Genomic DNA, 14,200 nt, shown 5'->3' on the forward strand with positions numbered 1-14,200 from the left:
CCTCCGAAGGGTGCGACCTTGAAGTCACGTCCACGCTGCTCGCTCATGCGGTTCCTCCATCCGTCTCGATCCGATCCCGTGCCAGAGACAGCTGGTCATGAAAGTCGACGTCGTGATGGGGTCGGCATGGGCTGCGTTAATTAACGACTTGTCATTCCTCGGTGGCCGACGAGTGAATGACATTTCTCGTCATGGAACCTGGGGACCGGTCCGTCTCAGCGGCATCGCCTACCGCGGCCGACTCTGCCGGTGCGGGCTCGATGATATCGCTGCCAGGCTCCAACACGACGTCGGCGACAGCCTTTTCGCGGCGAACGAAGGCGATGCCCACCAAGATGAGCGCGCCCCCAGCAGCTGCGGCACCGTCATTGCCTCCCCCAGCAGAACCCACGCGTACGCGGCGGCCGCGACGACCTCGAGCAGCCCCGCGAAGGACGCCAAACGTGAGCCGAGCATCCCGCTGGCTGTGATGGAAGTGAAATACGCAAGAGCAGTGCCGATCACACCAAGGAGGGCGAGCGGAACCCACCACGGCACGGGAGATCCCAGCACCGGCACAGTATCGAATGTGGCGACGAAGGGCACTACCCCCGCGAGGCCCACGAGTCCGAGAGCGGTACCACCCACCAACAGCCCGAACGCAGCCAACGCAACCGGCGGGAGGTCGTCGCTCGGATGACCCACGATCACGTAGTAGATGGCGCAGCCGATCGCGGCGAGACCAGCAAAGATCAGACCGAGCGAGTCGAGGCTCGTACCCTTCCCGGGCGAAACCACCATGGCGAGGCCGACCACCGACACCACGGAGCCGATCAGTACGACCACCTTGGGCATCCGGCGGGTGGTCGCCCAGACGAACCCGACCAAGAGCAGCGGGGCGAGGTATTCAACCAAAATGGCGCTGGAGACAGGGATCCGCGCGATAGCGGCAAAGTACATCAGCTGACATCCAGCGACGCCGATCAGGCCCATCGCCAGGATGCGCCAGCGGGCCCGCCAGACCCCGGACCAGTTGCCCCGCACCGCCAACAGTGCAATCGGCAGCAGGATGACACCACCGACGAGCGCCCGGGCGGTAACGCCGGCCGCGGGGCTCCACCCCGCCTCCAACATCGGCTTCACGAAGGCACCGGACGTACCGAAGCTGAACGCGGCGACGACCGCGATCGCCAGTCCTGCCGGGGTCTTGCTCATGACGATGGACACCACCCTCCGTGCCGTAAGGGGCTAAACGATTTACACTAATTACGCTAATCGGCGGAAAATAAGGAGTCAAAGTGCATTTTGCCCCTGACACAGTTGCCGATCTCGCGTTCCTCGTCGACCTCGGCAACACCGACCCTGGAGCGACGCGCAGTGGCGACGGATTGCCGGATCCCGCCGCCCTCACCGCCCTGCTCGACACCCACGGATACTCGGGTCGGTTCGACCGCGACGACACTGAACTGCGGCACGTGCGGCGCGCACGCAGCTGGCTACGCAAGTCGTGGAGCCTGCCCCAAACCGAGATGGTCGACGAGATCAACGCCACCCTCACCGCGGCCCGAGCCCTGCCGCAGTTGGTAAGACACGACGGACTCGACTGGCACATCCACGCGATCTCACGGGACGCACCCCTCGCGGAGCGCATCACGATCGAAGCGGCGATGGCCTTCAGCGATGTGATCCGGTCCAACGAGACCGACCGGCTGCGGGTCTGCGAAGCAGAGGACTGCACCGGCCTGCTGATCGACCTCAGCCGCAACGCCTCCAAACGCTTCTGCAGCGTGCGCTGCAGCAACCGAGTGAACATGATCGCCTACCGCTCCCGCGCAACCTCTTCCTGACAGCCCGGGCGAATGACGCGGTATACACAGTCCAATGACCTTCCCCGTGGTGATGCCCAAGGTGGCGAAGAGGGTGGTGCTGTCCCGGACGAAGTCACGGCTGCGCTATGGACAGGAGATCCACTGTGCGGTCGACACCGAGGTTGCTGGCAGCTTGACCGTCCTCTCGTCGGTGATGTGGTGCACCCACGCCCGGTAACAGCAACTTCCAAGAACTGCAATTACAATTGCAAAATGATTCTCGATGCAATTTCGCAGGCATTACGATTGGATTAGGTTGAGAGTGATCACCTGACAGTTCAGAGGAGACGAGGGCGCATGGCCACGAAGACCAAGCCGGCGGCGGGTCCTGCGACCTTCGATGAATTGTTGACCGAGATCCGGCAGCGCGAGGGCTCGTTGTCGCCGTCACACAAGAAGCTCGCCGAGCGGGTGATGTCCGACCCCGAGGCCGTGGCGTTCATGACCATCTCGGAGCTCGCAGCCGCGGTCGGGGTCAATGAGGCCACCGTCGTACGGTTCGCAACCGGGTTGGGGCTCAAGGGATATCCGGGGCTGACGCGGCTGTGCCGGGAGCGTCTCCAAGAGCAGGCGCAGCTGCTGCGCCGTTTCGACAACCTCGAGCACATGGCGGCGGAAGGGGCCGGGCTGATCGAACAGACCGTCGCCCTCGATCAGGCCAACATCGCCCGCACCTTCGCCCGGATCGAGGATGCGACGTGGGATTCGGCGGTCGAGCACCTCGCCCGGTCCCCACGCGTGCATGTCATGGGATTGCGCAAGTGCCACGCCCCGGCGTACCTGCTCGGGTATCTGCTGCGCATGCTGCGTGAGGATGTCGAAATCGTCACCGCCAGCGTCGGTTCCCTGACCGATGATTTGCGTCGGGTCCGCGAGGGCGACAGCTTTGTGGCGATGTCGATTCACCGTTACAGCGCCGATACCGTGCGCGCCGCCGAGTGGGCGCGGCACAGCGGGGCACACGTCATCGCCTTCACCGACAACGCCAGCTCCCCGCTCGCCGCGTATGCGCACGACACCTTCTACATCGATGCGTCGAGCGCCTCGGTGTTGCGCTCGATGACAGCGTTCACCTCGCTGGCTCAGGCGATGTCCGGCGGCGTCGCGCAACTTCTGGGACATCGGGTGCGCGAAACCCTCCTCGAGGAGGAGAAGCTGCTGAGCAACTTCAGCGTGTACGCCACCGACGCTACGAAAGGCTGACGGCAACAGAAGGTCACGGCCTGCCTATATCGACGCCGAACGAGTCAGCCCCCTCGTTCTAAATCCTGCGCGCGCCAGGGCGCAGAAATTCCTCGGTCGCAACAACAAGTTGGTGTGCCGAGTCGCGCCTGGTTCGCATGAGACGAGTGGGGTGCACCCGATATGGTGCACCCCACTTCCCGAGTCTGCGAGGGCTACTACTGGCGTGATTCCGCCACCCCGACGTCGCTGCCGGTCGCGGCTGTCGCGGCGGTGCGTCGCTGGTGGATCAGTCCCGCGGCCACGGCCATGACTGTGACGATCATGGTCAGCACCAGGGGGGTTCGGGTGGCCGGGACGAAGGCCATTCCGCCGACGATCGCCAGCAGAATTGCACCAACGACGTACGACAGGTAGGGGAAGCCCCACATCTTGACCGGTAGCGCGGCTTTCTCCTCCGCGGTCTTGTCGCGGCGGCCGACGATTTGGGTGGCGCAGATGCACAGGTATACGACCACGGCGACGGCACCGGAGGAGCTGAGCAGGAATGTGAATACGGCGCCGGTGGGCAGGAAGTAGTTCGCGATCACGGCGAGGAATCCGGCGCTCGAGGCGGCGAGTACCGCTTTCACGGGGACGCCGGACTTGCCGGTCTGTCCGAGCCCCCGGGGCGCTTCGCCGCGGCGGGCGAGCGAGAAGAGCATCCGGGAGGAGGAGTAGATGCCCGAGTTCAGGCAGGACAGCACCGCGGTGAGCACGACCAGGTTCATGATGGTTTGCGCGCCGGGCAAGCCGAGGAGGTTCAGCACGGCGGTGTAGGGGCTCTTGGTGACCTCGGTGGTGTCCCAGGGCAGCAGGGTGACGACCACCAGGATGGAGCCGACGTAGAAGATCAGGATGCGCCAGGCGACACTACGCATGCTCTGTCGGACAGCTTTGACCGGATCCTTGGCCTCACCTGCGGCGATGGTAACCAGTTCGGTGCCGAAGTAGGAGAAGAACACTGTCAAGGTGGCAATCAGGAGCGGGGTGAGGCCGTTCGGGAACAGCCCGCCGTGGCCGAGAAGATTTGAGGTGCCCGGAGAGTCGAAATGCGGAAGCAGACCGCAGATCGCGGCGATCCCGATGCCGATGAACAGCGCGATCGCGGTCACCTTGATCATGGCGAACCAGAACTCGAACCGAGCGAAGGACGTCACCGCCGCCAGGTTCACCCCGGTCAGCACGGTCATGAAAATCAGTGCGTAGAGCCAGGTGGGCACGACGGGGATCAGTTGGTTCGCGATCGCGGCGCCGGCGATCGCCTCGAAGGCGACGGTCACGCACCAGTGATATGCATAGAGCCACCCGACGGACAGCCCAGCCCACGAGCCGAGTTCGCGGGAGGCGTATGTCGAGAACGAACCGGTCTCTGGGCTTGCGGTGGCCAGCTCGGCGAGCATCCGCATCACCAGAATGATGAGGAGCCCGGTGAACAGATAGACCAGGACGATGCCCGGGCCGGCCGACGAAATCGCCTTGCCGCTGCCGACGAATAGGCCGGCGCCGATGACGCCGCCGATGCCGATCATGGTCAGCTGGCGAGTGTTGATGGAGTGCATGAGATTTTCCGTGCTGGAAAGCGAGGTTGGCACGATGCCTTCTTCCGTGAAACGCGGGGATGTGACCCAGGTAACTGCGTGTCAGCCATGAAACACGTCATCGAAGCCGGATGCAAGTTTGTTTGCATAGCACTGACACTCTGCAAATATTGATCGTCTGGACGAAAAGTCGCTTCTAACTGGATAGATGCCACAGATTGGCGCGCCAGAATCTGCCGAAATCCATACCTGGACGGAGGCGGCATTCTCACCGCAACCAAAAATGCCCTCACCGGGCACGGCCGACACGGCCACCCCTGCACGAAACGCGATTAAAATTGCGTAATCAGTCCCCTTTGCAAATATACTTGCATTGACGGCGATGATGCTGTTGTATGGATCACATGAGGTCCCGATCGACGCGCTCGGACGACATCGCCAGCGCGGGATCGTCGGGCAGCGCCCCGCAATGGGAGCCTCCCGACCCAGTGGCCACACCGGCAGCGGGACAACGTATTACAGATCGAGAAGAAAGCGACGTGAAACGATGACGACCGCCCTGGTAACCCGATCGGGTTCGACCGCGACCCTGGCATTGAACCGGCCCGACCGCCTCAACGCGGTGAGCGAGGAGCTGTACCAGACGCTGATCGACGAACTGGTCGTGGCGGACACCGACCCGGACGTGCGCGCGGTCGTCCTCACCGGCACCGGGCGCGCGTTCTGCGTCGGCGCGGACCTGAAGGCCCACAAGTCGGGGACCCGCAGCCGGACGGACCAGGCGCACTACCTCGACCTCGCCCAGAAGGTATGCGAGCAGATCCAGACGATGGACACCCCGGTGGTAGCCGCGGTCAACGGCTACGCCCTCGGCGCCGGTGCGGAGATGGCCGTCAGCGCCGACTTCCTCGTCATCGCGGAGGACGCGCAGATGGGCTTCCCCGAGGTCAGCATCGGCACCTTCGTCGGCGGCGGCGTCACCAACCGGCTGCCGCGGTTGGTCGGGCTGCGGCGGGCCACCGACATGCTGATCATCGGTGAACGCTTCACCGGCAGCCAGGCCCTCGACTGGGGTCTGGCGCACTCCGCCGTTCCGGCCGATGCGCTACTCGACGCGGCGCACAACCTAGCCGACACCCTCGCCGCGAAAGCGCCGCTGTCCCTTGCTCGGATGAAGGCCGCCCTCCGGCGCAACGATCCCCTCGACGTCGTGCTCGACACCGAACCGCAGGAACTGCTCGCACTGATGGGCACACAGGATTGGGCCGAAGGCGTGGCCGCCTTCGGCGAGCGCCGCACCCCGATATTCAAGGGAAAGTAGAGATGACAACCATGGCACAGCCCGCCCCTGCCGCGGTCGCCGCTCCCCCGACACCGACCCGCACCCCGCTCGAGCGCCTCTTCGACCCCCGTTCCATCGCGATCGTCGGCGCGTCCACCAGCCCGACCAAACGCGGCTACCAGGCCGTCCGCGCCCTGCAGCAGGCCGGGTACGAGCACCCGGTGCACCCCGTCAACCCGAAGGCCACCGAGATCCTCGGTCTCGAAGTCGTCCCCTCGATCGACCAACTGCCCTACGGCATCGACGTCGCCCTCATCGCCCTGCCCGGCGCCGCGGTACCTGACGCCCTGCGCCGCTGCGCGGCAGTCGGAATCGCCGGAGCGGTCGTGCTGGCCAACGGATTCAAGGAAACCGGGGACTCCGGCGCCGACCTCGACGCCGCCCTGGCCGAGGCGATCGCCGAGACCGGCGTGCGAGTCATCGGACCGAACACCTCCGGAATGCTCAACGTCTCCACCGGCGCGAACCTGGTCGGGCTGCAGGACGTGCCCAAGGGCCCGATCAGCGTGGTCACCCAGAGCGGAAACATGCTGTTATCCCTGGTCAACGACAACCGCGCATTGAAGGGCCCCGGCTTCCACGCCTACGTCGGACTCGGTAACCAGGCCGACGTCCGATACGACGAATGCGTCACCGAACTCGCCCGCCACAGCGGCACCGGTGCCGTCGCCATCCACTCGGAGGGTTTCGCCGACGGGCGGGCGTTCCTGCAGGCCGCCACGCGCGCGGTGCAGGACAAGCCGGTAGTAGTTCTGCGCGGTGGACGCTCCGAAATCGGCCAGCGCACCGCCCTCTCGCACACCGGGTCGATCGCCGGCTCCGACGCCGTCGCCACCGCGGTGCTGCGTCAGGCAGGTGTCGAACTGGTGGACCGCTCCGACGAATTGGCCGTTGTCGCCGGCGCATTGGCCACCACCGCCCCGATCGCTCCCGGCCGCAAGGTCGCCATCCTCTCCGACGGCGGCGGCCACGCCACCTTGGCCGCCGATGCACTGACCGCCCGCGGTATCGAACTCGCGCAGATCAGTGATCAGACCCAGCAGGTCCTGCGGGAGCTGCTCGGCGGGCCGGCGTCGGTGGTCAACCCCGTCGACGTGGCCGGGGCCACCGACGCCGATCCCGCGGTATTCGCCGACGCGGTCGACGTCCTCATGAGGGATCCGGCGGTCGGATTGGTGCTGATCGTGGGCCTGTACGGCGGCTACCACCTGCGTTTCGACGCCAGCCTGAGAGACACCGAGGATGCCACCGCCGACCGGCTCCTCGAACTGACGGCCTCGCATGGGGTGCCGCTGCTGGTGCAGAGCTGCTACGCCGGTGACACCGTCTCCAACCACGACCGCCTGCGGGCCGGTGGGGTGGCGGTGATCAACTCCATCGACCACGCCGTCCGCGTCGTCGCCGCCCTCGACCGGCGCGGGCACCGCCTGGCGACCGCGGCGCAGCGCTCGCCCCTCGCCCTGCCCGCCCCCACTTCGCGTGCCGCGGACGGAGCCGGAATCCTGGACGAGCCCACCGCCCGCGCTCTCGTCGAGGACGCCGGCGTCGACATCGGCGGATGGACCTTCGCCCGCACAGTCGACGAGGTCGTCGCCGCGGTCACCGGATATGGGCGGCCGTGTGCACTGAAGATCGTGTCGCCGCAGGTCATCCACAAGTCCGACGTCGGCGGGGTGAAACTGAACGTAGTCGAAGCCACCGCCGCGGAGAACGCCCAGGCGATCATCGGCGCGATCACCCGCAACGTCCCCGGCGCGGCAATCGACGGCATCGTCGTCACCCCGATGGCCGATACGGGCATCGAACTGCTCGTCGGCGCCACCCGCGACCCGATCTTCGGCCCGGTGGTGGCCTTCGGCAGCGGTGGAGTCATGGTCGAAGCGCTCGAAGACGTCACCTTCCGTGCGGCACCGTTCACCGAACTCGAGGCCCACGAGATGATCGACGAGACCATCGCCTCCCGCATGCTCGACGGTTACCGCCACCTCCCGGTGATCGATCGGGCAGCGCTGGCTCGGTTCCTCGTCCGCGTCGGAGACATCGTCGCCGCGCACCCGGAAATCGGCGAACTCGACCTCAACCCTGTCATCGCATCGGACACCGGCATCGTCCCCGTGGACGTAAGGATCATCCTGTCCGACAACATCTCTGGAGCACACGCATGAGCGACCCCCTTCTGATCGATCGCGTCGGCGACACCGTCGTCTGGACGCTCAACAACCCCGAGGCCCGCAACCCCATCTCCGAAGCCGACACCATCGAGGCACTCGAGGACGCCGTCACCGCGGTCAACCGCGACCCGAGCGTACGGGTGGCGATCCTCACCGGCGCCGGCTCCGCCTTCTCCTCCGGCGGCAACGTCAAGCACATGCGCGACAAGGAAGGCATGTTCGGCGGGTCCCCGGCCGAACTGCGCCAGGGCTACCGGCACGGCATCCAACGCATCCCCAAGGCGCTGTACCACTGCGAGATCCCGACGATCGCCGCCGTGAACGGGCCCGCGATCGGCGCCGGCTGCGACCTCGCGATGATGTGCGACCTGCGGATCGCCTCCAACACCGCGAAGTTCGCCGAAAGCTTCGTCAAGGTCGGCATCATCCCCGGTGACGGTGGTGCCTGGCTGCTGCCCCGCGCCATCGGCATGGCCCGGGCAAGCGAGATGGCGTTCACCGGCGAGGCGATCAGCGCGCAGACAGCACTCGAATGGGGCATGGTCTCCGCGGTCGTCGAGCTCGACCAGCTCCTGGCGAGCGCCCACCAACTGGCCGACCGGGTGGCAGCCAACCCGCCCCACGTGCTGCGAATGACCAAGCGGCTGCTCCGCGAAGGTCAGCACCAAAGCCTCGAGAGCATCCTGGAACTGTCCGCGGCCATGCAGGCGGTCGCGCACCACACCGAAGACCATCACGAGGCTGTCGGGGCCATGCTCGAGCGGCGCACCCCACAGTTCAGCGGCCGATGAGCGCCACCGCCCCGGTTCGGGTCGGGTCATCGGCGGCGGCATCATGGGATCGGGAATCGCCGAGACCGCCGCCCGCGCCGGCTGTGAGGTCACCGTCATCGACGTCGCCGCGGCCGAGGCCGTGCTGCCCCGAATCGACGAATCCCTCAGCCGCGCGGTCTCGTCCGGGAAACTCTCCGAGAACGACGCCCGCGCGTCACTGTCCCGGATCAGCGCGGCACCGGAACTGTCCGTCCTCGACGAGCAGACGGTAATCATCGAGGCCGTTCCGGAAATCGAGGACATCAAACTCGATCTGTTCGCCCGGCTCGATTCCATCGCCCGACCCGACGCGCTGCTCGCCACCAACACCTCGTCGATACCGGTCGCACGGATCGCGGCGGCGACAACCCGACCGGAGAAGGTCATCGGTGTGCACTTCTTCAACCCGGTTCCGATCCTGCCACTGGTCGAACTCGTCCCCAGCATGCTGACCGCATCCGAGACCACCGATGCGGCAGCCCATTTCGCAACGGAGGTCCTCGGCAAGCGCGTCATCCACGCAAAGGACCAGGCCGGATTCGTCGTCAACGCACTGCTGATCCCATACCTGCTCTCCGCGGTGCGCATGTACGACACCGGAGTCGCCACCGCCGAGGACATCGACCAAGGCATGGTCGACGGCTGCGCCCACCCACTCGGACCGCTCCAGCTGATCGACCTGATCGGCATCGATACCACCGTGGCCATCGCCGACGCCCTCTACGCCGAGTTCAAAGAACCGCACCTCGCCGCCCCACCGGCACTGCGCCGGATGTGCGACGCCGGCATCCTCGGCCGCAAGAGCGGCCACGGCTTCTACCAGTACACCAGGTAAAAGGGACACCGACATGACCTCAACCTCGCACACCTCGTCGGTCATCGTTGCCGGCGCCCGCACCCCGGTCGGGCGGCTGCAGGGAACGCTGAAGGATTTCTCCGGGCCGCCCTCGGCGGCATCGCCATCGCCGGCGCACTCGACAAGACCGGAATCTCCGGCGATCTGGTGGATTACGTCATCATGGGCCAGGTCCTCACCGCCGGTGCCGGTCAGATCCCCGCACGCCAGGCCGCGGTCGCCGGGGGGATCCCGATGTCGGTTCCCGCCTTGACCGTCAACAAAGTGTGCCTATCGGGTATCGACGCGATCGCGCTCGCCGACCAGCTCATCCGCGCCGGCGAAGCCGAGATCGTTGTCGCCGGCGGCCAGGAGTCGATGTCGCAGGCACCGCACCTGCTCGAACACAGCCGAACCGGATACAAATACGGCGACGTGACGCTGCGAGATCACCTCGCGTACGACGGATTGCACGACGTGTTCACCGACCAGGCCATGGGCGCGCTAACCGACCAGCACAACGCCATCGAGCCGCAGCCGGTCACCCGAGCCGAGCAGGACGCGTTTGCCGCCGCATCCCACCAGCGCGCCGCGGCGGCGTGGAAGAACGGGCTCTTCGACGACGAAGTCGTGGCGGTGTCGATCCCGCAACGCAAGGGAGACCCCCTCACTTTCTCGAAAGATGAAGGCATCCGGGCCGACACCACCGCCGAATCGCTGGCCGGCTTGCGGCCGGCGTTCGGCGCCGACGGCACCATCACCGCCGGATCGGCGTCCCAGATCTCCGACGGTGCCGCCGCCGTCGTGGTGATGAGCAAAGCCCGGGCCCGTCAACTCGGCATCACGTGGTTGGCGGAGATCGGCGCCCACGGCATCGTCGCCGGTCCGGACTCGACCCTGCAACGCCAACCCGCCCACGCCATCACCACGGCCTGCGCCCGCGACGGCGTCAGTCCCGAATCGCTCGACCTGGTCGAGATCAACGAGGCGTTCGCCGCGGTCGGGATCACCTCGACCCGCGAACTCGGGCTCGACGAGGCCAAGGTCAACGTCAACGGCGGAGCCATCGCTATCGGCCACCCGCTCGGCATGTCCGGTGCTCGCATCACCTTGCATCTGGCCCACGAACTCCGCCGCCGCGGCGGCGGAATCGGCGCCGCCGCGCTCTGCGGAGGCGGCGGCCAAGGAAGCGCTCTGCTTCTCCGCGTCCCTGGATCCTGACCGGAACCACACGAATGTCTGTGCAACCCCGACCGGGCGGCGCAGACGGCACGGACCAACTGCCCGGCCTGCAACAACCAGGTCGGGCATCGCCGTCCTGATCCCCATCCTCGACTTTCGGCACTCTCGATATCAGCCCACGATTTCCGCGGAGGTACCGCAATGAACGCCCACATCGACGAAAGCACCGTCGCTGGCCTGAAGTGGTTGGTGATCTCCGGCGAGCGCACAGCCGCGTTCAGCCTGCTCGGCGAGTACACCCTCGAGGCGATCACTTCAGTCCAGAACGAACTGCCGGAACGCGAGGGCCTGAAGTCCTTCACCCGCAGCGGAGTCGGCCACCGCATCCTGACCGATGTGAGCGCGGCGACCGAGCAGACCTACCCCCACTACGCCGAGGAACTTCGCGCCCTCGCGTCCGGTGCAGGCCTCGACTACCGTGATCTGCTGCTCGCCAATTTGCGCGGCGACATCGGCGTCGACGACGGCACCGGCTGCACCGACCTCGCCTGGCGTGGATCTCGCTCCTTCGTCGCACATAACGAAGACGGCGCCCCAGCCCTCAACGGGCACTTCATGTTCCTGACTCTACGGATCGACGGCGACATGCCCGTAACGGTGCAGTGGTATCCCGGGTTCCTGCCGGCCAACACCATCGCCGCCACCGGCGCCGGACTGGTCTGGGGAATCAACCACATCCAGGTCACCACGCCCATCGCCGCACCGGGCCGCCACTTCGTCGCCCGTGCCCTCCAACAGTGCACCGACTTCGACCACGCGCTCGACTACCTGCGCACCCACCCCAGCGCCGGCGGCTTCGCCTACACGATCGGCGACACCACAACAGGCCGGGTTGCGATCGTCGAATCAGCAGCCGGACGAGTCGCTGCCCGCGAACTCGCGCCGGAGAGCGCCTTCGAATGGCACACCAATCACCTCCGGTTCATCCCCGACCCACCCGATCTGGCACCCGCCGGCACTGCAACAGCCAATCTGGGGCAACGAGAGGAGAGCTTGGGACGGGGCAAGACCCTCGACACCCTGGACCCCGTACTAGAGCCGAACGTCAACTGGTTCAAACGGATACTCTGCGGAGCGCCCGTCCCCGACGGGGTTCATCGCACCGCCGCAGGTTCCGACCCACTCCAAACACTGTGCACGACCGTCACGAACCTCACCGACAAGACGATCTCCATCAACAGCGCATGCGGATCCAGCACAACGTTGCGGTTGGAGGATTTCACACACGGCAGGTCCTAACCGGACTGCTGGCGTCACCACCCCCGCACCACGACGCCGGCACTCCACATCACACCTCGCTCGAACAGTTGACCGCCAGCCGGAAAGACACCCAGTCCCCCGCCGTGGACGTCGAGGACGCCGACACCGCCGAGTCCTTCGAACTGCCCGGCGCCGACCTCTCCGGTGAAGAATTCACCGCCCGCGTCATCCCCAAGCAGTCGGACGAATTCACCAGTTGCTTTCTGGTCCACCATCGCAGCCGCCTCGCCGAACCTCAGCAGCTGCTCTGCCGGGACTGCGCCTGAGAACGTCGATCAATCGGAGTGCCTCGCATCTCCGGGATCCCGGCTTCCCGAATTCGGTCGTCATCGCGCACGCGGAGAAGCCTTTCACGTCGCCCGTGGGCCCGCGGCCGAGGCGTTGCGGATTCACATCCCGGCGGATGGCACATGGCACGGACGGAAAGGTCAGGGCTCGGGTCGGTCGGCCGGAACCTGCGGGTAGACCACGACACCGTTCTCCTTCACCCACGTCCCATCACCGCCATCGGCATGCTCGACGAGCAGCTCGACCGTCGGGATCTCCGCGGACAGTGGATGATCGAACGCCGCCCGGGCATTCCGCGCGCACACCGTCTCCTCGGAGCTGCCGGTGAAGAGGGGGTCGATGACGAATCCCGGGGTGAACCGGCCACCGAAACCGTCGCCGCCACGCAACGCCTCCTGCCGGCCCCGCCACCACCGGGTCAGAGCGCGGGCACGGGTGATGTGTTGGGGTGCTTCCACATCGAGGATGGTGAACTTCTCATAGTCCGCGTAGGCGAGGTCGCGCATGAGCCGCGGGCCGAGGCCGGGCCAGCTGAACGTGCCCTCGAGGACCAGGTTCTCCCCGCGGGACAGGCAGATCTCGGTGATGGTGTCGAGGAGCTTCGTCGATTCGGTGTGCACGAGGGTGGCGAGTTCGCGGGGCATCAGGCGGTGCCCGTCGGCGAGGTCGATGTTCAGCAGGTCGGTGTAGATGCCCTGTTCGATGGCGTCCCGGAGCAGATGGTCCTTGACCTTGTCCGCGTCGAGTACCCGCCATCCCTGTCCGGCGAGGTGTCGGCGGTCGATGCTCGATGACTTGCCCACCCCGGGTGGGCCGGCGGTCGTGGGCGCCAGGAACTGGCGGCCGATCCCGACGTCGGTTTGCTCGGCCAGGTAGGCGTCGACGATCGCGTCCCGCGTTCGGCGGCGGGCGACCGGGTTGAACAGGTGGATCGAGGCGGGGTCAGAGTGCATTCGCCTGCGCACGCCGTTCGGCTGTGGCCGCGAGCAGCACCCGGTAGTCGTCGTCACTCAGTAGGTCGCGGGAGCGTTCGATCTGATCCCACGTCCCCCGCACATAGCTCTCCCCGAGCGGGTCGTCGCCCGGGACGTGCCCGAAGGTGTACTCCCACGCCAGCAGTTCGGCCATCATCCGCTCGTGATCGATCCGCTTCGCCGCATGCTCGAGCAGCACCTCCCGCGGGGAGCGGTCCCGGGCGGTCGGGTTCAACCGGAGCTTCTTCACGATCCGGCTGACCTCCGGTTGGGTGACGGCCAGGTTCTTCGCGATCACCCGCTGCGGCACCTGATTGTCCGTCGCGTGCGCCACCGCACGCAGCAACTTGATCTGCAGCAGTTCCTTCTCCGCCGGGATCGCCCGCAGATCCCGCTCCACATCACCAGTCAACGCCATCGTGCACCACCTCCAACTGCAGTTATACAAAATTGTATCACTGCTACGAGGGTCACCCGGCGGAAGGTCACGCCGGCGGGAAGTGGAGGCGCCTATCGAGTACGCCAATCCCCCGCAAGCCCACTGATCTGCCGGGGCCCGGGGACCACGGGTGTGACTCATCTGACCTTTGACTTCAAGTACTTGAAGTTCTTAACGTCGATGGTGTGAGTGCACGAACCACCCGACACGTCTACACGATCAAGGACG

The 14,200-nt window shown here is 66.2% G+C and carries 13 protein-coding genes and 1 pseudogene; 10 read left to right on the forward strand and 4 right to left on the reverse strand.

Going from position 1 to position 14,200, the window contains the following annotated elements:
* Window positions 1-228 precede the first annotated feature (228 nt).
* The gene (locus tag AZG88_RS28210; protein WP_197487953.1) at window positions 229-1,194 is read right to left on the reverse strand and encodes an EamA family transporter; all 966 of its coding nucleotides are present in this window, start codon (window positions 1,192-1,194) and stop codon (window positions 229-231) included.
* 83 nt (window positions 1,195-1,277) lie between these two features.
* Here AZG88_RS28210 and AZG88_RS28215 point away from each other — a divergent pair, with 83 nt between their 5' ends.
* The 3 genes from AZG88_RS28215 to AZG88_RS28220 all read left to right on the forward strand — a co-directional run bounded on the left by AZG88_RS28215 (window position 1,278) and on the right by AZG88_RS28220 (window position 3,050).
* Window positions 1,278-1,826 carry a CGNR zinc finger domain-containing protein gene (locus tag AZG88_RS28215; RefSeq protein ID WP_082833504.1) on the forward strand — a complete coding sequence of 183 codons (549 nt, stop codon included), beginning with the start codon at window positions 1,278-1,280 and terminating at the stop codon, window positions 1,824-1,826.
* 34 nt (window positions 1,827-1,860) lie between these two features.
* Window positions 1,861-2,025 carry a hypothetical protein gene (locus AZG88_RS54330; RefSeq protein ID WP_156517645.1) on the forward strand — a complete coding sequence of 55 codons (165 nt, stop codon included), beginning with the start codon at window positions 1,861-1,863 and terminating at the stop codon, window positions 2,023-2,025.
* Window positions 2,026-2,144: 119 nt separating this feature from the next.
* Window positions 2,145-3,050, forward strand: coding sequence for a MurR/RpiR family transcriptional regulator (locus AZG88_RS28220; protein WP_061699795.1), 906 nt, complete (start codon window positions 2,145-2,147; stop codon window positions 3,048-3,050).
* Window positions 3,051-3,247: 197 nt separating this feature from the next.
* Here the strand turns inward: AZG88_RS28220 and AZG88_RS28225 are convergent, their stop codons facing one another.
* A complete protein-coding gene (locus tag AZG88_RS28225; RefSeq protein WP_061699796.1) occupies window positions 3,248-4,630 on the reverse strand; it encodes an amino acid permease in 1,383 nt (460 codons plus the stop codon).
* A gap of 526 nt (window positions 4,631-5,156) precedes the next feature.
* On the opposite strand from AZG88_RS28225, the gene AZG88_RS28230 reads away from it, so the two are divergent.
* The 7 genes and pseudogenes from AZG88_RS28230 (at window position 5,157) to AZG88_RS28260 (ending at window position 12,537) form a co-directional block, all read left to right on the forward strand.
* A complete protein-coding gene (locus AZG88_RS28230) occupies window positions 5,157-5,930 on the forward strand; it encodes an enoyl-CoA hydratase/isomerase family protein (protein ID WP_061699797.1) in 774 nt (257 codons plus the stop codon).
* 2 nt (window positions 5,931-5,932) lie between these two features.
* Window positions 5,933-8,116, forward strand: a complete 2,184-nt coding sequence (locus tag AZG88_RS28235; RefSeq protein ID WP_061699798.1) for an acetate--CoA ligase family protein — start codon at window positions 5,933-5,935, stop codon at window positions 8,114-8,116.
* On the forward strand, window positions 8,113-8,913 hold the full coding sequence (locus AZG88_RS28240; protein WP_061699799.1) for a crotonase/enoyl-CoA hydratase family protein: 801 nt from the start codon (window positions 8,113-8,115) through the stop codon (window positions 8,911-8,913). The genes AZG88_RS28235 and AZG88_RS28240 overlap by 4 nt, the downstream gene beginning before the upstream one ends.
* 28 nt (window positions 8,914-8,941) lie before the next feature.
* A complete protein-coding gene (locus tag AZG88_RS28245) occupies window positions 8,942-9,769 on the forward strand; it encodes a 3-hydroxybutyryl-CoA dehydrogenase (protein WP_269455078.1) in 828 nt (275 codons plus the stop codon).
* A gap of 13 nt (window positions 9,770-9,782) precedes the next feature.
* A pseudogene (locus AZG88_RS28250) lies at window positions 9,783-10,990 on the forward strand (acetyl-CoA C-acetyltransferase).
* Window positions 10,991-11,152: 162 nt separating this feature from the next.
* Complete coding sequence (locus AZG88_RS28255) at window positions 11,153-12,250, forward strand: C45 family autoproteolytic acyltransferase/hydolase (RefSeq protein WP_061699801.1); 1,098 nt, start codon at window positions 11,153-11,155, stop codon at window positions 12,248-12,250.
* Between the two features lie 5 nt (window positions 12,251-12,255).
* Complete coding sequence (locus AZG88_RS28260) at window positions 12,256-12,537, forward strand: DUF4193 domain-containing protein (protein ID WP_061699805.1); 282 nt, start codon at window positions 12,256-12,258, stop codon at window positions 12,535-12,537.
* A 162-nt stretch (window positions 12,538-12,699) separates the two neighbouring features.
* On the opposite strand, the gene AZG88_RS28265 is transcribed toward AZG88_RS28260, so the two are convergent.
* On the reverse strand, window positions 12,700-13,512 hold the full coding sequence (locus AZG88_RS28265) for a zeta toxin family protein (RefSeq protein ID WP_231914233.1): 813 nt from the start codon (window positions 13,510-13,512) through the stop codon (window positions 12,700-12,702).
* On the reverse strand, window positions 13,502-13,951 hold the full coding sequence (locus AZG88_RS28270; RefSeq protein WP_061699803.1) for a hypothetical protein: 450 nt from the start codon (window positions 13,949-13,951) through the stop codon (window positions 13,502-13,504). Before AZG88_RS28270 ends, AZG88_RS28265 begins: the two co-directional genes overlap by 11 nt.
* Between the last annotated feature and the right edge of the window lie 249 nt (window positions 13,952-14,200).

Source organism: Rhodococcus sp. LB1, from assembly GCF_001583455.1.
Lineage (GTDB): Bacteria > Actinomycetota > Actinomycetes > Mycobacteriales > Mycobacteriaceae > Rhodococcus_F > Rhodococcus_F opacus.

Bases quoted from the DNA above. Each gene is read 5' to 3' on its own strand.
- AZG88_RS28210 (WP_197487953.1), bottom strand. From the start codon at position 1,194: ATGAGCAAGACCCCGGCAGGACTGGCGATCGCGGTCGTCGCCGCGTTC.
- AZG88_RS54330 (WP_156517645.1), top strand. From the start codon at position 1,861: ATGACCTTCCCCGTGGTGATGCCCAAGGTGGCGAAGAGGGTGGTGCTG.
- AZG88_RS28220 (WP_061699795.1), top strand. From the start codon at position 2,145: ATGGCCACGAAGACCAAGCCGGCGGCGGGTCCTGCGACCTTCGATGAA.
- AZG88_RS28225 (WP_061699796.1), bottom strand. From the start codon at position 4,630: ATGCACTCCATCAACACTCGCCAGCTGACCATGATCGGCATCGGCGGC.
- AZG88_RS28230 (WP_061699797.1), top strand. From the start codon at position 5,157: ATGACGACCGCCCTGGTAACCCGATCGGGTTCGACCGCGACCCTGGCA.
- AZG88_RS28235 (WP_061699798.1), top strand. From the start codon at position 5,933: ATGACAACCATGGCACAGCCCGCCCCTGCCGCGGTCGCCGCTCCCCCG.
- AZG88_RS28240 (WP_061699799.1), top strand. From the start codon at position 8,113: ATGAGCGACCCCCTTCTGATCGATCGCGTCGGCGACACCGTCGTCTGG.
- AZG88_RS28255 (WP_061699801.1), top strand. From the start codon at position 11,153: ATGAACGCCCACATCGACGAAAGCACCGTCGCTGGCCTGAAGTGGTTG.
- AZG88_RS28265 (WP_231914233.1), bottom strand. From the start codon at position 13,512: ATGCACTCTGACCCCGCCTCGATCCACCTGTTCAACCCGGTCGCCCGC.
- AZG88_RS28270 (WP_061699803.1), bottom strand. From the start codon at position 13,951: ATGGCGTTGACTGGTGATGTGGAGCGGGATCTGCGGGCGATCCCGGCG.